Annotated in this window: 21 protein-coding genes; 9 read left to right on the forward strand and 12 right to left on the reverse strand. The window is 48.8% G+C overall.

From position 1 onward, the window contains the following. Window positions 1–101 precede the first annotated feature (101 nt). Genes Q0Y46_RS07090 through Q0Y46_RS07105 form a run of 4 tightly spaced genes read right to left on the reverse strand, consistent with a single transcriptional unit; the run spans window position 102 to window position 4,452 of the window. Complete coding sequence (locus tag Q0Y46_RS07090) at window positions 102–1,916, reverse strand: ATP-binding cassette domain-containing protein (RefSeq protein ID WP_295679911.1); 1,815 nt, start codon at window positions 1,914–1,916, stop codon at window positions 102–104. Between the two features lie 10 nt (window positions 1,917–1,926). Further along, window positions 1,927–2,259, reverse strand: a complete 333-nt coding sequence (locus Q0Y46_RS07095; RefSeq protein ID WP_295679913.1) for a cupin domain-containing protein — start codon at window positions 2,257–2,259, stop codon at window positions 1,927–1,929. A 37-nt stretch (window positions 2,260–2,296) separates the two neighbouring features. Continuing rightward, window positions 2,297–3,544, reverse strand: coding sequence for an alpha/beta hydrolase (locus Q0Y46_RS07100; RefSeq protein ID WP_297946124.1), 1,248 nt, complete (start codon window positions 3,542–3,544; stop codon window positions 2,297–2,299). Between the two features lie 14 nt (window positions 3,545–3,558). After that, window positions 3,559–4,452: a LysR family transcriptional regulator gene (locus Q0Y46_RS07105; protein WP_295679919.1), complete on the reverse strand. Its 894-nt coding sequence runs from the start codon at window positions 4,450–4,452 to the stop codon at window positions 3,559–3,561. 300 nt (window positions 4,453–4,752) lie between these two features. Here Q0Y46_RS07105 and Q0Y46_RS07110 point away from each other — a divergent pair, with 300 nt between their 5' ends. Continuing rightward, entirely contained in the window at window positions 4,753–5,880 is a 1,128-nt protein-coding gene (locus Q0Y46_RS07110; RefSeq protein WP_295679921.1) for a hypothetical protein, read from the forward strand. An 18-nt stretch (window positions 5,881–5,898) separates the two neighbouring features. Here the strand turns inward: Q0Y46_RS07110 and Q0Y46_RS07115 are convergent, their stop codons facing one another. Together Q0Y46_RS07115 and Q0Y46_RS07120 are read right to left on the reverse strand one after the other, a co-directional pair. Beyond that, window positions 5,899–6,564: a DUF4919 domain-containing protein gene (locus Q0Y46_RS07115; protein ID WP_297946128.1), complete on the reverse strand. Its 666-nt coding sequence runs from the start codon at window positions 6,562–6,564 to the stop codon at window positions 5,899–5,901. A gap of 3 nt (window positions 6,565–6,567) precedes the next feature. Continuing rightward, window positions 6,568–7,173 carry a hypothetical protein gene (locus Q0Y46_RS07120; protein ID WP_297946131.1) on the reverse strand — a complete coding sequence of 202 codons (606 nt, stop codon included), beginning with the start codon at window positions 7,171–7,173 and terminating at the stop codon, window positions 6,568–6,570. A 291-nt stretch (window positions 7,174–7,464) separates the two neighbouring features. On the opposite strand from Q0Y46_RS07120, the gene Q0Y46_RS07125 reads away from it, so the two are divergent. The 5 genes from Q0Y46_RS07125 to Q0Y46_RS07145 all read left to right on the forward strand — a co-directional run bounded on the left by Q0Y46_RS07125 (window position 7,465) and on the right by Q0Y46_RS07145 (window position 10,653). Further along, complete coding sequence (locus Q0Y46_RS07125) at window positions 7,465–7,983, forward strand: DivIVA domain-containing protein (protein WP_295679930.1); 519 nt, start codon at window positions 7,465–7,467, stop codon at window positions 7,981–7,983. A 16-nt stretch (window positions 7,984–7,999) separates the two neighbouring features. Further along, window positions 8,000–8,224, forward strand: a complete 225-nt coding sequence (locus Q0Y46_RS07130; protein ID WP_295679933.1) for a DUF167 domain-containing protein — start codon at window positions 8,000–8,002, stop codon at window positions 8,222–8,224. Window positions 8,225–8,239: 15 nt separating this feature from the next. Beyond that, on the forward strand, window positions 8,240–9,838 hold the full coding sequence (locus tag Q0Y46_RS07135) for a diguanylate cyclase (protein WP_297946134.1): 1,599 nt from the start codon (window positions 8,240–8,242) through the stop codon (window positions 9,836–9,838). A gap of 255 nt (window positions 9,839–10,093) precedes the next feature. Next, a complete protein-coding gene (locus Q0Y46_RS07140) occupies window positions 10,094–10,378 on the forward strand; it encodes a type II toxin-antitoxin system RelB/DinJ family antitoxin (protein ID WP_297946137.1) in 285 nt (94 codons plus the stop codon). Continuing rightward, a complete protein-coding gene (locus Q0Y46_RS07145) occupies window positions 10,375–10,653 on the forward strand; it encodes a type II toxin-antitoxin system YafQ family toxin (protein ID WP_366522494.1) in 279 nt (92 codons plus the stop codon). The genes Q0Y46_RS07140 and Q0Y46_RS07145 overlap by 4 nt, the downstream gene beginning before the upstream one ends. A 112-nt stretch (window positions 10,654–10,765) precedes the next feature. On the opposite strand, the gene leuS is transcribed toward Q0Y46_RS07145, so the two are convergent. The 6 genes from leuS to Q0Y46_RS07175 all read right to left on the reverse strand — a co-directional run bounded on the left by leuS (window position 10,766) and on the right by Q0Y46_RS07175 (window position 21,635). Then, window positions 10,766–13,459: a leucine--tRNA ligase gene (gene leuS, locus Q0Y46_RS07150; protein ID WP_297946143.1), complete on the reverse strand. Its 2,694-nt coding sequence runs from the start codon at window positions 13,457–13,459 to the stop codon at window positions 10,766–10,768. Between the two features lie 158 nt (window positions 13,460–13,617). Next, window positions 13,618–15,105 carry a hypothetical protein gene (locus Q0Y46_RS07155; RefSeq protein WP_297946148.1) on the reverse strand — a complete coding sequence of 496 codons (1,488 nt, stop codon included), beginning with the start codon at window positions 15,103–15,105 and terminating at the stop codon, window positions 13,618–13,620. A gap of 55 nt (window positions 15,106–15,160) precedes the next feature. Continuing rightward, window positions 15,161–17,149 carry a hypothetical protein gene (locus tag Q0Y46_RS07160; protein WP_297946151.1) on the reverse strand — a complete coding sequence of 663 codons (1,989 nt, stop codon included), beginning with the start codon at window positions 17,147–17,149 and terminating at the stop codon, window positions 15,161–15,163. A 15-nt stretch (window positions 17,150–17,164) separates the two neighbouring features. Continuing rightward, a complete protein-coding gene (locus tag Q0Y46_RS07165) occupies window positions 17,165–18,580 on the reverse strand; it encodes a hypothetical protein (RefSeq protein WP_297946154.1) in 1,416 nt (471 codons plus the stop codon). 55 nt (window positions 18,581–18,635) lie between these two features. Next, a complete protein-coding gene (locus tag Q0Y46_RS07170) occupies window positions 18,636–20,594 on the reverse strand; it encodes a hypothetical protein (RefSeq protein WP_297946157.1) in 1,959 nt (652 codons plus the stop codon). Between the two features lie 21 nt (window positions 20,595–20,615). Further along, complete coding sequence (locus Q0Y46_RS07175) at window positions 20,616–21,635, reverse strand: hypothetical protein (RefSeq protein WP_297946160.1); 1,020 nt, start codon at window positions 21,633–21,635, stop codon at window positions 20,616–20,618. Between the two features lie 516 nt (window positions 21,636–22,151). Between Q0Y46_RS07175 and Q0Y46_RS07180 the strand changes: the two genes are divergently transcribed. The 3 genes from Q0Y46_RS07180 (at window position 22,152) to pflA (ending at window position 24,812) form a co-directional block, all read left to right on the forward strand. Continuing rightward, a complete protein-coding gene (locus Q0Y46_RS07180) occupies window positions 22,152–23,102 on the forward strand; it encodes an outer membrane beta-barrel protein (RefSeq protein WP_297946162.1) in 951 nt (316 codons plus the stop codon). Window positions 23,103–23,252: 150 nt separating this feature from the next. Continuing rightward, complete coding sequence (locus Q0Y46_RS07185) at window positions 23,253–24,086, forward strand: outer membrane beta-barrel protein (RefSeq protein WP_173842752.1); 834 nt, start codon at window positions 23,253–23,255, stop codon at window positions 24,084–24,086. A 6-nt stretch (window positions 24,087–24,092) separates the two neighbouring features. Further along, on the forward strand, window positions 24,093–24,812 hold the full coding sequence (gene pflA / locus Q0Y46_RS07190) for a pyruvate formate-lyase-activating protein (protein WP_173842751.1): 720 nt from the start codon (window positions 24,093–24,095) through the stop codon (window positions 24,810–24,812). Window positions 24,813–24,878 lie beyond the last annotated feature (66 nt).

The raw sequence follows: 24,878 nt of genomic DNA on the forward strand, positions 1-24,878 counted from the left end.
TTTAGAATGTTTACAACGGCGATTTTGAGCAAAAAAAAGGAAAAATGGCTAGTAGAATTGCATTTTTTCGTGATAAAAAAAGCAATAAATAGACACGGGACTTAGGAAGAATACGAATCCAGGATTTCGTAGCGTTCGTAAGCCTTTTCAAGTTCCTGTTCGCGGTCGGCAATTTCCTTCTGGAGTTCGACAATACGGGCCGCATTGGTAAAAACTTCAGGTTTTGAAAGTTCCGACTGGAATTCGGCGATTTCGGCCTCCAGTTTTTCGATTTTGTCGGGCAGGGCCGCATATTCGCGCTCTTCGTTGTAACTGCGCTTTTTCTTTTTGGCCGGGGCAGCAACCACCTCGGAATTCTGGGATACCCGAGCAGCCTTTTCGGCCTCTTTTTCGGCGGCGATACGGGCCGCATTCGCCGCTTCCTTGTCACGGACTTTCTTTTTGGCCTCGTAATCGCTGTAACCGCCTACCGATTCAAAGACGGTGCCGCCTTCCTCGATAGCCAGAACACTCGTGACGACGGAATCCAAGAAGGCACGGTCGTGGCTCACAGTAAGCACGGTCCCCTTGTAATCGGCCAATAGTTCCGCCAACAAGTCTAGCGTTTCCATGTCGAGGTCGTTCGTCGGTTCATCCAGCACGAGCACGTTGCTCGGATGGCTAAACAGGCAAGCGAGCAAAAGGCGGTTCCTTTCGCCACCCGATAGCGCACTGATAGGGCCACGGGCGCGGTCTGCCGAGAAAAGGAAGTCTTGCAGATAACTTAATACATGGCGTTTAACGCCGTTCAGCGTAATGTAAGCCTGACCATCGCCAATGTTCTCGACCAGCGATTTGTCTTCGCGAAGCTTGGTCCGCATCTGGTCGAAATAGGCAATTTGCAAGTTGGTGCCGAGGCGCACGTCACCGGAATCGGGCTGAAGTTCCCCCAGAATCAGGCGGAGCAACGTCGTTTTGCCGCTGCCGTTCGGGCCCACGATGCCAATGCGATCGCCACGGGAAACCTCGGTCGTCAAGTGGCTAATGAGGGGGGCGCCGTCGTAAGAGTAATTCACGTCGGTGAGGCGAGCCACCAGGCGCCCGGAGCGTTCCGCCTCGGTAATCTGCATGTTCACGCTACCTGTGCGGGTACGGCGGGCGGCACGCTCCTCGCGCATTTTAATCAATGCGCGAACGCGGCCCTCGTTCCGGGTCCGCCGCGCCTGGATTCCCTTGCGGATCCAGACTTCTTCTTCGGCAAGGCGCTTGTCGAAAAGCGCATTGGCCTTGTCTTCTTCGGCGAGTGCCTGATCCCTGAACTGCACGAACTTGTCGTAAGGGAAATCCCAGCCGCGCAAGCGACCACGGTCCAGTTCAAAGATGCGGCTTGCCACGCGGCGCACAAAGGCACGGTCGTGGCTTACAAACATCACGGCGCAATTCAGCCGCGTCACGATTCCTTCCAGCCACTGGATAGCGGGAATGTCCAAATGGTTTGTCGGCTCGTCGAGCAAGAGCAAATCGGGATCCTGCGCCACAGCACGCGCAAAAAGCACACGGCGCTTTTGCCCACCGCTCAAGTCGTCGTACAGGGCGGTCGCATCGATACCCGTCTTGCCAAGAATTGCCTCGGCGTGGGAATCATGCGCACTGTCGGAAACCACTCCTGCCATCACCACATCACGGACCGTCCCTTCGATGTGCGCAGGGATTTCCTGAATCATGCGCGAAATCCGGAGCCCGGATTTTTTTACGATGTCGCCCGACTGGGCCTCCATCTCACCGCTAAGCACCTTGAGCAGCGTGCTCTTGCCCTCGCCATTGCGGCCGACCAGGCAAATGCGGTCGCCCGCCTCGATGTCGAACGACACGTTGTCGAGCAGCGGTGCATTCGCACCGATACGCAAGAGCAGGTTCTGGGCGGTAAGAATCGGCATGGCCTTGCAACTATCCCAATTCCGGCACGGTAGCACAGAACACGAGCGGTTCTGCGCTTTCGTTAATCAAGCTGTGGGAATGGCCCTTGGGGCAAAAATGGCACTGTCCGGCCTTCACGTATTCCACGCCGTCGTCAAAGAGCACCTTGCCTTCGCCACTCAAGATGAACATGATTTCGCTGTTGGTCTCGTGCTTGTGGAACCCGATAGAAGCGCCCTGTTCAAGCGTGCCGCGCATAATGCGGGTTGTGCCGTCGAAATACATCTTGGCCTTGAATTCCTTCTCGCCACCCTTGAAGTTCGGGAGGACAGTCGTCTCCATGCCATTCAAATCGATAATCATAATACTTTGCCTCGTTTGGCTATAATATAGAAAAGGGCTAGTGTCCCTGCGACCCCGCAAGGGATTCATTGATAAACCGGAATGTCAAATCGTAAGCATTGTCGCGCACTTCTTTTTTCGAGAGGAACACGTCGTGCAAGGCACCGTCAATTTGGGCCGTTTGCACCTTCGGTCCCAATTTCGGCGATGCGTCGCGGATAAGACGCGCATCAAGGATACCGTCGCAACGGGTATATTCTTCCACCCATTCCTCTCCCTTCACGCTGCAACCGCTATGCAACACAAGTACAGGGGATGCAATATGCAGGCCTTCGCGCACCTTGGTTTGAGCCTTGTGAATCGCGCGCACCCAATGGAGATACGTTTCCGGACGCTTGAAAGGTTTCCAGTCCGTATTGTATTCCCACTCGCCCTTCTCTCCCTTGTACAAGGAATTCGCATAGTTCGGGTTCCCGGTGGAACCCACCGAATAATCAGGGAAATAAAGGCCAATCGAAGCAACCAAAGGCAAAACAATTTTGCGTATCGGGAAACCAAAATTCATCTCCAAAAAGGGGCTGTTCATCACGACCGCACCAAACTTGTCCCTACGGCCATCTTCCATGTAGAGCGATGCAATCAAGCCACCTTGCGAATGAGCCACCAATATACTCGGCGGGCGCTTTATCGCCGTAATAGCCCTTGTAATCACCTCGTTCGAGGAATCCCGCACTGTATCATAAACCTTGTGCTCCAGATTCGACTTGACCAAATGCCAACCCATCTCCACGGCATAATCAATTTCGGCAAAGAACTCCGAAGCAAAGTGCATGTCGCTACGCGGCTCGCCTTCGCGAATGGAGCGACCATACCCATGCAAGTCCACAGCAAAGAAGGCATACCCTGCAGAATCCATCTTTTCCGCCATTTCTCTCTGGAAAAAATAATCGTTGAATCCGTGTATGTACAATGCGATTCCCTTGGGAGTCGAAGCGGAATCTGTGCGTCGCGGGGAACTCCCGAACGGGTACTCCACCAATGTCGCATGGTGACCGTCCACATCTATCGGGTATGCCTTGAACGGAGCTCCAAGCGAAGAATCTTCCACACCGCGAACGAGAAACGAGTAAAGCAGTTGGAGGTCTACATGGTGCGATGGTCTCGGTTCCGCAGCACTTTCCCAGCCACCATAATTCTGTGAGAAATACATTGCAAAAATGAGGATAGGGAGCAACGCGAACGACAGCAACGAAGCTTTTATCCGCTTACGGACTATTTCTTGCAACAAATCCTTGTCTATATTCATGAAGTTCTCAAAAACTACTTCGCCAACTGCCTATGCTTTTGTGCTTCCTTTTTCAAAAAGCTGCACAGGAATGCAAAGAACTGTTCAACGCGTGCATTGTTCTGTTTATTCTTGCGCAAGCGGACAACGATATCGCGCTTGAATTCCCCATCGGTAATTTCAAGCAACCGAACCTTGTGCCGGTCCATCCTTCCCCACGAAAATTCAGGCCAGAAACCTACACCGACACCACCGGCAATGGCATCCTTGACCGCTGTCGCATTGTCGCTCACAAACGAAGTGTTGGAATGGAACCCCACACGGTTACAGAACTCGGCATAAATGGAACTCAAGCGTTTCGACCCGTAGAGCCCGATAAAGTTTTCGTCTTTCAAGTCTTTGAGCGAAACACTCTTCCGTTTTTTGTACTGTGGCGTATTCGGAACCGCAAGGAAAATCTTTTCGGTACAGACAAATGTCTCCTCGTCGGAGCCCTGCACGGGTACATACTTCTCGCTGGTACTCACGCAGACATCGTACAACGTCGTCGATTCGTTCTGGATCAAGTTAATTCTCAAGCCGGGATCCGTCTGCTTATACTTAATCACGGCGTTCGTCACGAGTGTCGAGGCCGCAAGCACATTCAAGTTCACAGTCTGGTTTAGTTCGTTCGCCATCGCACGAAGGCGGTCTGGCAGCGCCTCGATATCGTCGTAGAGCGGTTTGAGGCTCTTGTAGAAAAATCGGCCGCACTCCGTAAGCTTGATGTTACGCCCCTGTACTTTGAAAAGGTCCACGCCCAACTCCGCTTCTAGCTTGTGAATTGCCTGCGTCAGCGCCGGCTGGACAATACACAAGTTGCGGGCACTCTTGGTAACGTGTTCGTTTTTAGCAACTTCCAAAAAATATTTTAAGTGTGTTAATTCCATATCTCAATCAACCCATATAAACCTTTACTTATAATAATAATTAATTTATCCATTCACGAAAAAAACCAATAGATTTTTCTTATCAATTTAATATATATAATCTATTGGACAACATAATTCCAAGAATATATTTTTGAAGCACCTTAAAAGGTTGTTAGAGTCCATTTATCAACCTTTTGTTTTCCAATATACTCCTGCAGACAACTCATGAGAGCGGTTCTCTTGAAAAAGAGACCGCTCTTCCATTATTTTCAGCACAGCATAAATACAAAACAGCGCCAAAAATGCTATGGTTAGGCAATGTTCTACTGGTTAACATTCCTGCCGCTGTCGCTCATTCTTGCCTCTTGTGCCCTATTTCAGTCGTCCCCCAAGGTTCCCCTTTTTTCCGACGGAACTCCGTGCGGGGAATGCAAGTACATCCAACGGGACACTCTAGCAAACGGACACATACAGGAAACTGCCGTACAAGGGAAAAAATACAACGGAGAACAGAGGGAATTTGAAAACGGCAAGTTGGTCCGACTGGCACACTTTGTTGACAACCACAAAGCCGGCAAGGAATACACCTACGAAAACGGAGCGGTCAAGGATTCCGTCACTGCAGACTTCCTGAAAGGGAGCGCCCTTTCGATGGCGATGATCCAGTCCAAACTGCCGGATATCGTCGTCAAGAGATTCTCGGCGACGTTGCAGGCATCGCTTGCGAACGACTCCTCGGAAACATTCACCGAGACCCGTGACGGCAGAATTACGAAAGCCGGGGAAAAGCGCAACGCGGTCAACTACATATTCTTCGACATCGAATACAGCAAGGACGCCCCCGACAAGAACTACCGCTTGCAGACAGGGAAAAACTTCTTTGTCGTAAACGACGGGATTATCACCGAAGAGAAAGGCTACGAAGGCGAAGTCCTTGTGAAAGACTTCCAAAAGTCCCACCACTACAAGTCGTACTACCCGAGCGGGACTCCTAAAGAAGATCACGAAGGGGACGTGACCATCAATGTGGACAAGGCGGCGTGTTCGGGCAAATGCCACGTGACCTCGTTCAACGAGAAGGGGCAGAAATACATTGAATACTGGCAAGAAATCACTGATTCTGCCGGGACAATACAAGACAAAGTCACGAGCAAGTCGTACCGGAACGGCACTTCGCTAGAATTTGAACTGCACACGGTCAACGGCGAAACAATTTCGTATAAGTTCTTCGACGACAACGGCAACCTGTCTACCGAGTACAATAAATCAGAATTTTACTTTATTTACAACGACCGCGGAAACATGATGCACGAATTCCACGGCACAAGCCGTTCAGAGGGCAAAAAGATTTACTACATCGACGGAACCCAGACCATCTACCTGCCCAACGGCCTTCCCTTCTCGATATTCAAGTGGGAAAACGGGCGCGGCAAGCAGATCAAGTAATATCAAAACTAGGCTAGACTAGTAGAACATCCCGTAGAACTCATCTACGGCAAAATACACATCCCGTTTTTCGCCCGTGGAATCGCGGGCAGCGAACACGTCGTAATGGCGATTGTTTTTCTGTTCCAATCTCTGGGATTCTTGCGTCAATCCGAGTTCTTGGAGCGCTTCGTATTCTTCGGCAACGCCAATGACGTACATAGCAGTCTCGGGAGACTTGCCATCACCGCTATTGACAATGGATTTTACCAGCGCATTCCTGACAGCACCATGGAATTCACGCACGGTCGGGTAAATCGAAAGATTTTTCGACAAGGCCGCATGCGCCGCAATGCTCGTGTAGTCTCGTTCCAAGATATCGTAAGCAAGCTTTGCAACGTCCCCCTCATAGCTGCCATTCGCAGCCTTCGTCAGTTCCATCGTCGTCTTGAGCGGCACGCCGAGATTTGACGGGTTTGCAAGGCGGCATTTGAAAAAGGCAGTGCGGAACTGGCGCCAGTTTGTATAGGGAACGGCCGAGAGGGAGTCGCGCTCGATAGCCTCAAGTTGCTTTTTGTAATAGGTTCCCTCTTCCGGAACAACGAGTTTGCCCCGAAGCAGGGCGGTATTCCCACGATTCACGCTACACGCCGCGAGAAGGAGCAGCATGACAAGCACCGAAACGCCGTACCATTTCCTTTTCATACATTACTTCTTGCTAGAAGAGCTTTTGCCCGAATCGGACAAGGTCTCCTCGGAATCCGGGGCAATCTGGATGAAGCCCCAAAGGGTATCTATAACGTAGCCTCCACATTCCATCTCGATTCCGTAATCGGTGCTATCCTTGCTCATAATGACTCTTGCATTGCAGCCGAGATCCATATCGGGGCTATCGGCGCTCCAGAGCGTATCCACGACTTCCTCGTCGCAGCGCACTTCGATCCCCTTACGGGTCTTGGTCTTGTTCGATACCGTCTGTGCGGAACAGCTAGTGCCATTGTCGCCGCGATCGCCCTTCGCGCCCTTTTCCCCGTCAATACCGTCTTGGCCGTCGATTCCATCTTTGCCATCACGGCTTTTCACGTTGATCCATTTTTTCCCGTTGCAATAAAAAACGCTACTGGAATCGGTCACATACAGCATATCACCGAGTGCATTCTTGTCGCAGGTGGGCATTTTCTGCTTGGATTCAAGAACCTCGAGACCCGTCGTATAATATTCGCTGACTTCGGTGACCTCGTCCCCGCACGCAACAAAAGTAGCCACAGCCGAGACAAGGAGTCCCATTGTCAAAAAAGACTTCTTCCTTCTCATGACTCCTCCTAAAAATATAGCCAATAAGGAAATCCACGGATAATTTACAAAAAAATGGGGGTCTACATACCATAAGGAAAATGGACTTTTCGCCTAAAAGCCTGATTACTGCCGAAAAAAATTCATTTGATGGAGTTAATAACCTATTTTATGTTCATTTTTTAGTGGACTCCCCCCTCTTCACTTTATTATATTTTTCTTAGGCTATCTCTAAAAAATGCCTTATTTACAAGAAATTGATTTAGAAATGGCCCTTAGTTATCCAACTAGCAACCCTCGGTAGGTAAATATATGGAACTGACACCATTGGACATCCGAAATCAAACTTTCCACAAGAAAAATTTCGGCGGAGTCGACGCGGACGAGGTCAAGGCATTCCTAGAGACTGCCGCCGTCGCCTTTGAACAGATGTCAAGAGACCGCACCGACCTGACCGAACGGCTCAAGATTGCGGAACAACGCGTAAACTATTACAAGCAAATCGAGAAGACCATCCAAGACGCAGTCGTCACCATGCAGAAGACGGTAGACGAAGTCAAAGCGACTGCCGAAAAAGAAGCTGAAATCATCATCGCCGAAGCCAAGGCCAGGGCAACCCGCGAAGTGGAAAACACCAAGCGCGAAGCCGAAAACCTCCGCATGGAAATCGAGCAGCTGAAGCAGCTCCGCAGCAACTACTTTATCCGTTGCCGTGCACTCATCCGTGGCCAGGAAGAACTCCTGGAAGCTATGGAAACCGACCAACGCGAGCTGGAAGCCATGTCTCCGAAGGAGCCCACCAGCGGATCGATCGGGAACGTTTTGGCATAGGCGGGAATATCGGGCCATGCGCATCAACATCAAGGTCCATGCGCGGAGCAAACGTGACAGCATCACGGCCCTGCCCGACGGAAGTTTCAAGGTGGATGTCAAGGCCCCACCCGTAGACGGGGCGGCCAACGAAGCCATCTGCGAACTTGTTGCAAATCACTTCAAAGTCCACAAGCGGGATGTAGAAGTCGTGTTGGGGAGCACTAGCAACAAGAAGGTCATCGAAGTGCGAGGAAAGTGACAGAAGGGAGAAGACATGAGAATACCGATTCACAGGAAAATATTCGGGTTGTCGCTGTCCGGCTTGATCCTCTGTACCCTCTCGCTAGGAGGGCTGGCACTTTATTTCACCAGCGACATTCTGCAGAAGCGTTCGCAGGAATTCCTCCAGAACAGGCTTATCGTTGAGCAGCACAAGATTGTTCCCCTCTTTACCGATATCGAGCATTTCGCAAACGGCATCGCAGCACCCATCCTCAGCGACATCCCCTCGATAGAAGCCCTCAAGCAAGAAAAATCCCGCAACGAGATTACAGAAAAAATCAACGACTACATCATGGCCTCGCTGGGCAACATCAAGAACGCAACCTCGGCTTACTTGCGGTACAATCCGGAACTTACGCCCCCCACCTCCGGGCTTTTCATCTCGAAAAATCCGGAAACCGGCGAATTCCAGAACATGACCCCCACCGACCTTTCGAAATACGACTCCAGCGATACGGAGCACGTAGGCTGGTATTACCAACCCACCAAAGTCGGCAAACCCACATGGCTGCTCCCCTACCAGAACAAGAATATCAACGTCTACATGATTTCTTACGTTGTCCCGCTCACCAAGTTCGACCAGGACATCGGCATCATCGGGATCGACCTGAACTTCAGCCATATTATCAAATTCGTTTCTAGCATTAAAGTTTACCAAACAGGATACGCATTCCTCGAAGACGAAAACGGGAAAATCATCGTCCACCCCAAGCTGAAACCGGGCAGTACCCTCAAACCTAAAAAAGGGTACCGCGCACTGCGCACCCAGCTACCGAACGGGATGTCTTTTGGCATCCGGGTTCCCGAAGCCGAAATCAACGCCGAGCGTTACAAGCTCCTTGTGGAAATTTTCATCTTCGCCGTCTTCCTGCTAATCCTGTTCTCGTTCATATCGGCAATGGTGGCCTATTCCATCACAAGGCCCATCCTCAACTTGACAGAAACAGCGAACAAGCTGATTAGCGGCAATATGAAGGTGCAATTCAAGGTCGAGACCAACGACGAAATTGGCGACCTTTCTAAAAGTTTCCAGACAGCGAAAGACCACATGCAAGAATACCTTGGCCAAATCCAAGGGCTCGCCTACAGGGACTCGCTTACCGGCATACGCAACCGCACCGCTTACGACGCCTACTGCAAAGAAGTAGACACAAAAATAGCGAGCAAGCAACTGCGCGAATTCGGCATCCTGGTTTGCAACCTCAACTACCTAAAGTCCATTAACGACAATTACGGGCACGACAACGGCAACGCCTATCTTGTCAACTGCTGCAAGTTGATATGCGATATTTTCTGTCATAGCCCCGTTTTCCGCATCAGTGGCGATGAATTCGTTGTCATTCTCATGGGCAACGACCTGCGAAACCGCGGCGACCTCATCACGCGCATCAACAAGAGGATGAACGCATCGACCACAGCCGAGAGCGCTTGGGAACGGTTGAGTATCGCATGCGGATATTCACTCAAAGACATCAACGACACAAACGTCGCCATGGTCCAAAAGCGTGCCGAAAAAGAAATGTACCGAATCAAGAAAGAGATGAAGAATTCACGGAAAGTCGACCACGAAAGCGGCTTGCTCCACCAATAACATTTAACACTGGCAAAATTATTTAGACAGTTGTCTAATTTGTAAAAAGACCTCCTTAAGAAAAAACACAAATTGTCATATTCTGACATTTGTTATTTATATATTTGTAACTGTTGGAAGTTTAATCATTCCTGATTTTCAAGGGGATTTTTATGTGTTTTTTTGTTCCGAAACAGGCAAAAGTGAATGATTTTTAATACATTGTATTGCTCTTTTACTAAATTTTATGTATTTTTTAGTAAAAAGGAGCGCATTATGGGAACCACAATGAATACAATCAGCGCAAGAATTGATTCAAAGCTCAAAACACAAGCCGAAAACCTGTTCGACCAACTCGGGATGAACATGTCAACGGCAATCACCGTTTTCTTGAAGCAGGTCGTCCGTCTACGCAAGATTCCTTTTGAAATTGCACTTGACACCCCAAACGACGAGACCATCGCTGCCATGACCGAAGCAAACGAAATTGCCAGCGGCAAGCGCAAGGCTAAATCTTACAAGAACGCAAACGCAATGATCAAGGACATTCTAAACGAATAATGGAAATCAAGACCACATCAAAGTTCAGGAAGGATCTTAAGCAGGCAAAAAAGAAAGGGCTAAATATGGCCCTCCTGCAAAAGGTCGTTGATGATTTGGCGGCAGGGAAAAAGCTAGACGACCGGCACCATGACCACGCCCTCGTCGGCGATTGGGTTTCTTTTCGCGAATGCCACATTCAGCCGGACTGGCTGTTGATTTACAAGATTTCAGGCGACACGCTCATATTGACGCTAGCGCGAACAGGCTCGCACAGCGAGTTGTTTAGGAAATAGAAGAAGACCGCAGCGGTTAGGCTACGGTCTTTTTTAATGCTGTTAGAGATTGCCACGGCCTTCGGCCTCGCAATGACAATGAGGCTATTCGCCCCTCGCCATGACATGCGGATTATGCCGGCTTCACAACGATGTTGACCAGCTTACCCGGCACAACAATCGACTTGACAACCTGCATTCCGTTCATAAATTCCTTCATGCGTTCATTTTCCATGGCGAGCTTTTCGAGGGCGGCCTTGTCCATGTCCTTGGCAACGGATGCCTTCGCGCGGACCTTGCCGTTCACCTGGAACACGACTTCCACGGTGTTTTCGACGGCCTTGGAGTGGTCGGCTTCCGGCCAGGCGACGTTCGTGAGCGATTCGTTGTGTCCGAGGATGCTCCACATTTCTTCGGCGATGTGCGGGGCAAACGGGTGCAGCAACTTCACAAAGGTTTCGCACGGTTCGCGGTAGCGCTTGTCCATCTTCATCATTTCGTTGTTGAAGATCATCAGCTGGCTAATCGCGGTGTTGAAGCTCATGTTCTCGATGTCGCTCGTGACCTTGATGACGGTCTGGTGCATCACCTTCTCGATTGCTTCCGGGGCAGTTTCATCAACGAACACCGGGGCTTCGTCAGAATCGCCCACCACAGAACGCCAGGCGCGGCCGAGGAAGCGGTTCATGCCTTCGATGCCCTTGGTCTGCCACGGCTTCACGGCATCCAGCGGGCCCATGAACATTTCGTACAAACGAAGGCTGTCGGCACCGTAATCGCGCACAACGTCATCGGGGTTCACAACGTTCTTGAGGGACTTACTCATCTTCGCCACAATCTGCTTGAGCTCGATGTCGGTTCCCTTCTTGAAGAACTTTCCGTTCTTTTCTTCGACTTCGTCAGTCGGGACCTTGGAGCCAGCGGCGTCTTCGTAAGCGAAGGCGAGAATCATGCCCTGGTTGAAGAGCTTCTGGAACGGTTCGTCGGTAGAGACGAGGCCGAGGTCGAAGAGCACCTTGTGCCAGAAGCGGCTGTAGAGCAGGTGGAGCACGGCGTGTTCGGCACCGCCCACATAGAGGTCGACCGGCATCCAGTACTTTTCAAGTTCCTTTGCAACAAATGCGTCGCCGTTGCAGGCATCGATGTAGCGCAGGTAATACCAGCAGGAACCAGCCCACTGCGGCATGGTGTTCGTTTCACGGATACCCTTGCGGCCGTTCTTGTCGACGACCTGGAGCCATTCGGTAGCGTTGGCGAGCGGAGACCGTCCGCCGTCACCCGGCTTGTAGTCCTTGAGTTCCGGCAACAGCACCGGCAGTTCGGAATCATCGACGGTAGAGATTTCGCCATCTTCCCAGTGGATAATCGGGAACGGTTCACCCCAGTAGCGCTGGCGGCTGAAGAGCCAGTCGCGGAGCTTGTAGTTCACAGTGGCCTTGCCGATCTTGTTGGCTTCGAGCCATTCGATGACCTTCGCGATACCCTGCTTCTTGTTGAGGCCGTTCAGGCAGAGCGTTGCATTTTCGCTGTTGATGTAGGTGCCGTCGGCAGCCCAGCAGGCTTCGCCCTTGAGCACGAGCGGCTTCACATCTTCGGGGCAGCTTGCATCGGGTTCCATGATGCAGATGACGGGCAAATTAAACTTCTTCGCGAAATCGAAGTCGCGGGTATCGTGGGCGGGCACGGCCATGATGGCGCCCGTGCCGTAGCCGGTCAGAACGTAGTCGGCGACCCACACCGGAATCTTGGTGCCGGTAAGCGGGTTCACGGCATAGCTACCGGTAAACACGCCGGTCTTTTCCTTGGCGAGTTCGGTACGGTCGAGGTCGCTCTTCAAAGCGGCGGCGTGCACATATTCTTCCACGGCGGCCTTCTGTTCGGCAGTCGTGAGTTCCGGCACCATGGCGTGTTCCGGGGCGACGACCATGTAGGTGGCACCGAACAGCGTATCGCAACGGGTGGTATAGACGCGGAGCTTCTTTTCGGTCGGCTTGCCTTCAGCATCGGCGATGGCAAAATCCACTTCGGCACCGAAGCTCTTGCCAATCCAGTTCTTCTGCATGTCCTTCACGCCCTGCGGCCAGTCGAGCTTGTCGAGGCCCTTCAGCAGGCGGTCGCCATACAGAGGAATGCGCATGAGCCACTGCTTGAGGTTACGGCGTTCCACTTCCTTGGTGCCGCACTTTTCGTGGCTGCCGTCGTTCAAGACTTCTTCGTTCGCGCACACAATCTTGCAGTGCTTGCACCACCACACCTGAGCGTCGGCGTAGTAAGCGAGGCGCTTGGAATCCTTGTACTTGCGGACTTCTTCCTTGCCCTTTGCTTCGACATCGGCAGGAATCGGGAGTTCTTCGATGGGGCGGCCTTTCTGCTGTTCTTCATCGAACCAGGTGCCGTAAAGGCGCTTGAAAATCCACTGCGTCCACTTGTAATACTTCGGGTCGGTGGTGTTGACTTCCTTGTTCCAGTCGTAGCTCAAGCCAAGGCGCTTGATCTGGCGGCGGAAATTGTCGCAGTTCTTCTTGGTCGTGATGGCCGGGTGCGTACCGGTCTGGATGGCGTACTGTTCAGCGGGGAGGCCGAAAGCGTCCCAACCCATCGGGTGCAACACGTTGAAACCGCGGCTGCGCTTGTAGCGGCAGATGATATCGGTAGCGGTGTAACCTTCGGGGTGGCCCACATGGAGGCCTGCGCCACTCGGGTACGGGAACATGTCCAGGCAGTAATACTTGGGCTTGGACTTATCGGTGCCCGTCTTGAAAGTCTGATGTTCTTCCCAGTAGGCTTGCCACTTGGTTTCGATCTCTTGCGGATTATACTTAGCCATTATTTTATACCTCAATAGATTCTGCTAGGTATGAGGTTTGAGGTCGCCGAGCCCATACCTCATAGCTCTATATTTTTCGGGCATAAATTTAGAAAAAGCCCGGGAGAGCGGCTTGCAATCCCGGGGCTAGTCATCCACAAAAATGCGCATTTATAAAGCTAATCCGCCGTTGTCTTCTTTTCGTAGCGATTCCAAAGGCGTTCAACTAGAACCGTCTCGCCAGAAATGCACTGGTAGATTTTTTCGGGTTCATCAAAAGAATACCCATTAGCCCTCCGCTTCATTCCTTCGGTCTCCGTACAACACCACGTGGAGCCTCCGCAGGGTAAACTATCCAGGTCAATATCATCGGCATGTATGTCTTCGATTGTTTCCCGCGACCATTTGCCATCCCCACGGTATCGATAGTGATTCGGGGAGAAGCAGTAATCGTAGACATTCGGATAATCAAAACCCAAGGTTTTATTATGTTCACAATATTCAAGCAGCCCACTAGCGCGGTCGCCTACCTTGGCGTCTTTGGGCAAATCAAGCATATCGTATTCCTCGTCGGTCAAGCCTTCTTTCCGTGAATCCGTATATTGCCGCGGTACAAACTTTGTCGGCAACCATGAGTTAACGTCGCAGTAATAGTATTCCTCGCCTTTTTTAGCATACCGACGGCGCCAATAGTTACCATCGTTCTCCGTACAAAAACCTAATTCGGGGTCAAAGACTGCTGCAGTCCAACGGCCGACATCCGTATCAACGCTATCGTACCGGAAAAAATTTATTTTGCCGAATCTTTCAAAAGAACATGTATCTCCAAAAACATCATTTTCCGTTGCGCAATAATAATTCTCTATACTTAACTCCACCCACTTTCCGCCATTGCACTTATAAAAAAGCGTATCATTGGTGAAGACAAGCTTTTCTTTAACCTCTTTGTTTTCGTCATTACATTCTTTTTCTGGACCCGCAGGGCAATCTACATTTTTCCAAGAACCATCACCAGCATACCTGTAGCATTCCCAGGTGTCGGAACCAAACTGGATTCCACGAAAAGAAGTTTGCAGCCGACAAAGATCCCCTTCGTTCACCCCGGTGGTATCACAGGCAACCCATGCCGGACTTTCAACCCAATTCTCTTGTTCACATCTGTAATAGACACGTGCGTTCCCGCCTTTGGGATTGGGACTTCCAGTCGTTAAACTATCGACAATGCCCTCGTTTTCGGCGTTGCATTTCTTGAAATGCAGTACTTGAGCGTATTCTGGTTCAGCGATACGGTCCTCGTCCGAAACGATGATCGCAGTATCAGGGATATCCTTGGCGGGAACGAAGGACCACTTATTGTCCTGGCACTTATAAGTACAACCTGCAGCCTCTTGCCGCAAGATACCGGTCTCTCTGTAGTATACCCCGTCTATTTCCAATGAATCGCCACATACATATGGCAGTCCAGTGCGAGTCACGGAATCGCAATAAGCAGAATCTAGTTTAACAGAATGTGTTTCTGAGAACCCCAGAGCAGGGGCCTCAGGCGCAAACTCCAGAACAGGGGCCGACGATGAATCGTCGCAGGCGGTCAAGGCAAGAGTCAAGCCAAAGGCCAACGCGCAGGCGGCCGTGAACAAGCATTTGTTTTTCGTGAGCAATATTGACATGACAACCTCCATGCACAGAAGCACTTAAAAAATACAATAGGAACACAAAGCAAATCTACTTCTTTTCGGACCGGCCAAAAGTATACCCCACAAGCTCGTCTTTACAAGTGCATTCTGTTTCACTCTCACACTCAACGCTGATTCGCTTGAAGTTCTTTCCAGGCTCTCGCGATTCGAGCAAAGAGATGTATTCCGCGCCTTCCGATTCAGGAGTACATTCAGGTGGATTCTTGTGCTTGTCGCTTTCCAGATCTTCTTCCGTTTCCAACGTCCAGGTGCCATTTTCACGATATCGATAATATTTTTTCGACATGCAGTAATCATACGTCTCGTAATACAATTTATGCGACACGTAAAATCCCATATCCATATCGTTAAAGCAGTTCTCCAACAAGCCGCCGACACGGTCCCCTACCGAAGCCTCTTTCGGCAAGTCCAGCACATCGTATTCCTCGTCGGTCAGGCCCTCTTTACGCGGATCCGTATATTGATGCGGGACAAGACCTGCCTCCAACCACTCGCCCCCATAGCAGTAATAAAATTTTTCGTCTTTCTGAATATACCTCGTTTCCGTATGAACCTGCGGACAGTAGCCAAGCACAGAGTCTACAGTGGATTCTACCCACATATTTCTTGGGTCCTGAGAACTTTCCAGTTGCACATCAATAAACAAATAATGCCGCGTGCTATCTCCCAACTTGACGGAGCATGTATCGCCAATTTTCGGTTTCTCCGGTTTCTCCGCAGTGCAATAATATTCAATTTCATAATCGTTTTCATAATCGCTTTCACTCATCTCGATCCACTTGCCGTCAACGCACTTGTAATAGAACTCAATAACATCTGGAGCTACACCATAAGAATGTTTTTCTTTTCTCCCCTCGTTTTCAGCAGTACATTCCATTGTCCATTGAGCCAAAGAGCTATCAGAATTACTTCGATTACCAAGAACATCAGAAAAGGCCAAAGGCTCCCAAACGCCGTCACCCATATAGAGATACGTATTTTTGCCATAACAAACAGAATGACATCCCATGATGGATTTTCCCGTATTAACGCAAACCGATCTTTTACAAATTGCCCCTACTGACACTCCCGCAGTATCGCACACGAGATTCGAGCCGTCTTCATCAGAATTGTCCACTCCACAAAGACCTTCATAATGGCCATCAAATTCATTCCAAGAGCCTTGTTCGCACCTGTAATATTTTGTGTAACCGTAATCGATCTTTGGGTTCCAAGGTATATGAACGACGGAATCTACCAGCCCCTCATTTTCAGTGTTGCATTTCTTGAATTCAAGCATCTCCCTTTCACCACTAAACCTAAAAGGTTCAATAGCATAAGTTAGCACCATCGCACTATCAGGCGGTTCATCCCCTTTGGAAAGAAGAGACCATTTACTATTTTCACATTTCCAATATCGCGGCATCGAGGAACAAGTTTCCGTGACTTTATAATATGCACCATCAATTTCAAGCGATTCATCACAGGACTCTCCAATTTCAAAATGACGAAGAGACGCTTCACACGAAGTTTCATCATCACGCACCCACTCATTGTTTTTACACGTGTAGAAATCTACAAACATGTGTACATTTTCTTGCCCCGTTGAATCAACAAGGCCTTCGTTCTTGGCATTGCACTTCCGGAAATCGGCGAAGGTTCTCTTTACATCGCAAGCAACACCCAAGCATTTTTCGAAAACTATAGTTTCCTCAGTAGAATCTTTTGCTTCAGAAACTTCCGCTTCAGTAACGCTGATCCATTTGCCATTTTCGCATTTATAGTAAGAATATTCATCATCTTCTGGAGTGAAGACTCTTAGATATCGGCCGTCAACTTGCATGTCATCGCTACAAATCAAATCCTCAACTTTCAAGGGCAACTTTGTTGCAGGAGACGGAGTCTCGGCACCGGAATCATCCAATCGCACCATAGTCTTATCATCGCCATCGCAGGCGGTCAAGGAAAGCGCCAGCAAGAAGGCCAGCGCGCAGGCGGCTTTGAAAAAGCATTTGTTTTTCGTGAGCAATATTGACATAATTGACTTCTTGAGTTACAAGCCACTTTTTTGTGATCGACTATAATTATAGTCCACAAACACCAACTTTCCAGAAGTACATTTGTAAATCTCACCAGGCGGATACGCATCTTCTGAAGTAGGCAATACTTCAACTTCACGGCCCTCGTTTTCTTCTGAGCATTCAAAATCCTCAAACCGAGAATCTTTTTCTATATCGTCTTTCGTTTCCGAGGTCCAAGAGCCATTTTCGCGATACCTATAATAGTTTCGTGGCAAACAGTAATCGTACTTATCACCAACCGAATCCCCAAATTCTAGATATGCATTATACCAACAATCTTCCAATAGCCCACCGGCACGGTCTCCAACCTTGGCATCCTTGGGCAAGTCCAGCACATCGTATTCCTCGTCGGTCAGGCCCTCTTTACGCGGATCCGTATATTGATGCGGGACAAGACCTGCCTCCAACCACTCGCCACCATCACAATAGAAATATTTCTCATCATCTGATTTAGCATAAATCGTTCTATATTCCGGATCAAAAAGGTGCGGACAATAACCAAACTTGGAATCATACGTACTTTCCCGCCATCCATATTGCTCAACAAAGTAATAGTACTCCATCTTGCCATCGTCCGATTCATAGGAACACGTATCCCCATCTGTCGGTTTTTCTTTGGCGCAATTTTCTTCCACAGTACGAGCATCCCCATCAAACCAATCTCCATAAATACATCGATAAGAACGTACTATCGTATCTGATCCAACAATCCATGAATAATCCTTATATTCATTATTGCATTCGCCCAATATATCTTCTGCAGGCTCCCAAATTCCATCACTTGTATATATGTATGCTGTCGCGACCGAGCCCCTTCTGTAATAAATTGTATACAAACATGGTTGCCCAACTTGCACGTCCGTGGTACCACAAGTAAATCCTACATCGTCATTAACCCAGGAACCTTGTTCGCACTTGTAATAGTGTTTGAGTTCGATAGGGCCATCTGGTACAACAATAGAATCGACTATCCCTTCATTTTCAGCGTTGCATTCCTTAAAATCATTCTTTTGGAACATGTCTCTATTATCTGCAGTTGATACATAAACCGCACCAACAGGGATTTCTGTACTAGAAACAGCGTTCCATTCATTATTTTCGCATTTGTAATAAATAATATCAGGCGATGCGCCACATGGTGATGACTCTAAAATCCAATTATTGCTCCCTCTGCTCGCAAAAAAATATCCCTCTAAAGAATCATTGCAAGGTTGCATCGGTTTAATAACGCTAGCACGAAGAGAATCGCAATGGGCCTCATGGGAATCATTCTCGGATGCCGACACATTATCATCGCCATCGCAGGCGGTCAAGGAAAACGCCAACAAGAAGGCCAGCGCGCAGGCGGCCGTGAACAAGCATTTATTTTTCATAGGCAACATTGACATCTCACCTTCCATGCACAAGAGCACTTAAAAAATACAATAAGAACACAAAGCAAGCCTACTTCTTTTGGGACCTAACAAAAATGTAATCAATGATTTCATCTTCACAATCATAATAGGGACCGGATTCAGAAGCCCATGGAGTCACCACCTTCTCGCGTTTGTAAATTGTTCCCGGTTCATCTGAAGTAGGCGGCTTACTCCATTCCATACCTTCTGTTTCTGGAGTACAATCGGGGACATCGAAAGACGGGTCATCTTGTATGTCATCCCATGTTTCCAAAGTCCAGGTACCATCCTCGCGATAACGATAGTAGTTTTGACGCAAACAAAAATATACATCATAATTTTCAGTAATTAGTTTACTATTAAAGCATTTCTCCAACAAGCCGCCGACACGGTCCCCTACCGAAGCCTCTTTCGGCAAGTCCAGCACATCGTATTCCTCGTCGGTCAGGCCCTCTTTACGCGGATCCGTATATTGATGCGGGACAAGACCTGCCTCCAACCACTCGCCCCCATAGCAGTAATAAAATTTTTCGTCTTTCTGAATATACCTCGTTTCCGTATGAACCTGCGGACAGTAGCCAAGCACAGAGTCTACAGTGGATTCTACCCACATATTTCTTGGGTCCTGAGAACTTTCCAGTTGCACATCAATAAACAAATAATGCCGCGTGCTATCTCCCAACTTGACGGAGCATGTATCGCCAATTTTCGGTTTCTCCAGTTTCTCCGCAGTGCAATAATATTCAATTTCATAATCGTTTTCATAATCGTTTTCATAATCGCTTTCACTCATCTCGATCCACTTGCCGTCAACGCACTTGTAATAGAACTCAATAACATCTGGAGCTACACCATAAGAATGTTTTTCTTTTCTCCCCTCGTTTTCAGCAGTACATTCCATTGTCCATTGAGCCAAAGAGCTATCAGAATTACTTCGATTACCAAGAACATCAGAAAAGGCCAAAGGCTCCCAAACGCCGTCACCCATATAGAGATACGTATTTTTGCCATAACAAACAGAATGACATCCCATGATGGATTTTCCCGTATTAACGCAAACCGATCTTTTACAAATTGCCCCTACTGACACTCCCGCAGTATCGCACACGAGATTCGAGTCGTCTTCATCAGAATCGTTCACTGCACAAACATTTTCATAATGGCTATCATATTTAATCCAAGAGCCTTGTTCGCACTTGTAATAATCTGTGTACCCGTTATCGAACTTTGACTCAGCCATATGAACGACGGAATCTACCAGCCCTTCATTTTCAGCGTTGCATTTCTTGAAACGAAGTCTTTGGATTAAATCCCTACTTGATAATGGAAACGGATCATACACAATTCCATCTACACCCCTAGAAATAGACCATTTATTATTCTCACATTTATAATATCTATCACCACAACCTCCATTATAAAAACTACTGTATTTGTAAAACGCCCCATCAATCTCATACGATTCATCACACAATATATTCGGTTCAAAATCACGAAGATATGCATCACATGTAGCATCAATATCATACACCCACATATTGTCTTCGCACGTATAAAAACTTACTTCTCTAGAATCATCTAAATCTACCGTTGAATCAACAAGGCCTTCGTTCTTGGCATTGCACTTCCGGAAATCGGCGAGGTCTCTTTTAATATGGCAATCAACGCCTAAGCATTTACTGAAAACCAAATCTTCCTCAGTAGATTCATATGCTTTATCAACTTCCGCTTCAGTAACGCTGATCCATTTGCCATTTTCGCATTTATAGTAAGAATATTCATCATCTTCTGGAGTGAAGACTCTTAGATATCGGCCGTCAACTTGCATGTCATCGCTACAAATCAAATCCTCAACTTTCAAGGGCAACTTTGTTGCAGGAGACGGAGTCTCGGCACCGGAATCATCCAATCGCACCATAGTCTTATCATCGCCATCGCAGGCGGTCAAGGAAAGCGCCAGCAAGAAGGCCAGCGCGCAAGCGGCCTTGAACAAGCATTTATTTTTCATGGGCAATATTGACATGATAATTTACTCCGCCGATTCCTTGCAATGAGGCAAATCGTAATATTCTTTGACTCTCCATCCAAAATAGGTTTCGTAAACATAAATGGCACTCCCATACCAAGGATACTGTTCAGTAACCTCCGCAGGCGGCGTATAGCAACACCGATTATCGTTTCCATTGTTCGGCTCGCCACAATAGGAATGCACCGCCACCTCATCTGCAAAAAGCGTCTTCCATTCTTTATTCAAGCATAATGAGTAACACGTCTTCGAAGTTTTTGCAGACTTGAGCGTAGAATCAATTTTATTGTTGATGCTTTCAGTACACGCATCGGCCGGAACAGAGCACGAATCTGCAGGATCATAGCTGAATTCTTTACATTCAAGGTCGCTATATACGCCCTGATTCGTCCAGCCATCTTCAGTGTACTTATAAAGGACGCTATAAGATGGGTATGTCACCTTAAAAGTACTATAAATGACATCACAGCATTCATCACCAACCTTTGTTTCTGCCGTGGTACACTTAGCGAGAGTGCCGTTAATCAAATTCCACTCGCTTTTTTCGCACATGTAATATTTCACGCCCTCATCGAGAGTTACCGTTGAATCAACAAGGCCTTCGTTCTTGGCATTGCACTTCTGGAAATCGGCGAAGGTTCTCGTATTGAGGCAGGCAACACCCAAGCATTTATGCAAGATCAAATCATCCGCAACAGGAATTTCCGCATTAGAGACGCTGGCCCATTCGCCATTTTCACACTTGTAGTAAGCTTTTTCAGCCGGTTTTGAAGAGCTGGTGCTGACCATTTCTAGATATCGGCCATCGACTTCCATGCTATCGCTACAAACTAAGTCCCCGGTTTTCAAAGGCGAGTTTGTCAAGGGAGACGGAGTCTCGGCACCGGGACCATCCCCAGATATCGAGATCACCGAAGGTGACGTTCCGTCTTCGTTACAGGCAGTCAGAGAAAGTGTCAGAGCGAAAGTCAACACGCCAGCAATATTGAAAATCCGTTTATTTTTCTCGAACAACATAGACATGATTGACTCCTTCGGGTTATTGGCATCTCTTATATTAAGATAAAAAAAAAGAAAAGCCTTCTAAAACAATTAAACTTGTTTTTGTTGTAAACAATTTCAACAAGCACCGCTTATTGACATATTGGCAACAATATTTTCTTTACACGTATTCTCAGGACACAAAAAAACCGCCAAAAGCGAAATTCCTCTCATAGTTCAAACAAACGAATGTTTCCTCGTCACCCCTTGAACACACACTTTCTTTCGGCAAAAAAAATTCGTCATGAAAGACTTTCTTATAACGCTTTGGCAAGTCGCTCCAAATAGGCGCAGGCCTCAAGGACCTCGGCAATTGCAAACATTTTGGGCCAAAATCTGTCTTTTTTTGAAAATTTGCTCACAAAAGCCTTTATTCCATAGAAATATTCCATAATAGGATATAAAAAAACAGCCCTACACCGCCCTAATAAAAAGAATTAAAACTATTTTTATAATATGTTATCAAAACTTCGCATATTTGCTGTCATCTTTTTGTTGATGTGCGTCACATCATTCGGTCAAAACACTTATGAGACCGATGTTGACTCCGCATGGATTGCCTCCCAGAACGGCGGCAGGACAGAACTGAACGACGGGAACAACGAGCCCAACCCCGACTGTATCGGTGACGGCTGCGGTGTGACCACCTTCGAAACTAGGCAAGGCGACACTCAGCAAAGTGCAGCCGCAAACAACCAAGACGACGAAGAAGAGTGTACTCCGGCCGATTCAGCCAATCCGGACTGCGCCGACGACACGGCCGATTCCACTGCATCCAAGAAATCTGTCACATACAACGAAGACGCCGACGCATTATACGTAAACGAGAACCGTGAAATTTACCGCGCCCGCAAGGAAGGTTTCTACACCTCCATCAATTTGGGATTCCGCCTAGGTGGTGGCGTCAACTTGCTTTTCGGCGAAAAAGCCGACACCTGGAACCCCGGTTATCTCGGCAACTTCGGGCTGTTCGTCAGGATTCCGTTCGGCGCCCAGACATTCAGGATAATGACGGCACTGGATTTCAGCTATCGCCGCTACCTGCACGAAGAAACCACGGAAATCAGCGACAACGAAGCCTATGTCGAGATGTACATGTTCGAAATTCCGTTCATGCTCCGTTACATTGGCGAAGACGACGGATTTTTCTTCGGCGTGGGCGGAGATTTGGGCCTCAAGCTCTCCGGATTTTCCGAATTCCGGCAAGAAACGCAAATCGAAGGGAAAATGCAGAAGGACAAACGCGACAAGACCATCCCCACAAACGGCGTAGAACTGGGTGCGGTAGTTGACTTCGGCTTTATTTTCAACAGCCACTTCGGGTTCGACATCCGCATCGTGCAATATTTTACCAACCTCGTGGACGAAGACAATTTGGCGGAATCCTCACTGTTTGGTTCCGAATTATGGCCTTTTAACGCTTCTTTCGGCATTTTTTACCAATTCTAATTTATTCATGAAACTATCCGCGGGCCCCAAAAGCCCGTTTTTTGCACATTTTTCGTAAAAAACAAATTACCAATATATTTTCTCAACACAAATTTTTGAAGATATTTTTAGGAGAGCGTTGTTTACAATTAATATTGTTATAATTCAAGTATGAAAACGAAAACACTTTCCCTGATTTGTGCTTTTATTTTCGCGTTTTCTGGAGCCGTCTTTGCACAGGACGACGATTCGGATGATTGGATTGGTGGTGATTCCAATAGCCGCAGTAGGCCAGCAGCATCCAGCTCCTACGACGGCGGAGATGACAGCGAATTCGCAAACGACGAAGATTACGCACAGGCTTACGCCCGTTACAAGAACGAGGCGACTTCCAAGGCCGAAATCAACCGTCAGCGTACGGAAGGTTTCGCCCGTGCCATCATGCTCGGCGTGCGCGCCCAGGGCGGTACAAACACGTTCTTCGGGACCAATTCCGACGGATGGGGTTTGGGCTGGCAGGCCGGTGGCGGCCTCATGGTCAAGATGCCCCTGGGAATCAAGGACTTGTTTGTCGTTCCGGAACTCACGTTCAACTTCCGCCAGTACCTTTACAAACAGAGCACGGACTACGGCACGAACGAAGCTTCCATCGACATCATGATGTTCGAAATCCCGATCATCGTGCGCTATGTCCTCGAAGATTACAACGTCTATCTCGGCCTTGGTCTCAACATCGGCCTCAAGCTCACGGGTTCTTCGGAATTCGATATGGGCCTCGACATGGGCAACGACAAGCACTACGAGAACACCATCGCCACGTCCGGTGTCGAAGTCGGCGGTGCGCTTGACTTGGGCTACATGTTCAGCCGCTACGTACACTTCAACATTCGCGTGGTGCAGTGCTTCACGAGCCTTTTGAACCAGACGCTGGTCGCACAGAAGGAATTCATGGACTCTACCTTGCTCACGTTCTACACGACAGCGGGTATAAACATCTTCTTCTAAACGGAAATGGCTGTTAAAGGCTATGTACACTCTTTCATCACCGGGGCCGCATCTGACGGTCCCGGTGTTCGTTTTGCGCTGTTCACTACGGGTTGCCCGTTCCGCTGCCTGTATTGCCACAACCCCGACACTTGGAACCTCCACGACGGCAACGAGACGGATTCGGACCACATCCTGGCCGAAATAGGGAAATACGCCGGGTTCCTGCGCATGGCAGGGGGGCTGACCATCACCGGCGGTGAACCGCTCGTACAGGCTGACTTCGTACACGACATCTTTGAGCGAGCTAAGAACGAGCTGCACTTGCACACGGCGCTTGACACGCAGGGATTCCTTGCCGCGGGCCTACCCGACGAATGGTTCGACAGCGTGGACCTCGTGCTGCTCGACATCAAGGAAATGAACCCCGAGACACACCAGAAACTCACCGGCAAGCCCCTCCAGCCCACACTGGACTTCGCGCAACGGCTCGCCCGCATGGGCAAGCCCGTCTGGCTGCGTTACGTGCTCGTTCCAGGCCTTACCGACAGCGACGAGGACCTGCAGGCCCTGGCAGACTTCATCGAGCCCCTAAAGAACATTGAGCGAGTGGAAGTACTCCCCTTCCACAACATGGCCATCCACAAGTGGGACGACCTCAAAATACCCTATACGCTCCGCGACACGCCGAGCCCGACAACCGAGCAAGTGGAGCACGCCAACAGCATACTTCAACGCCGTCGCTAAGAGTCCCTTACTCCTAGCCATCCCGGCTATAAAAAAAGAGCACGCCCATCGGCATGCTCTTAATTT

Source organism: uncultured Fibrobacter sp. (assembly GCF_947305105.1).
GTDB lineage: Bacteria > Fibrobacterota > Fibrobacteria > Fibrobacterales > Fibrobacteraceae > Fibrobacter.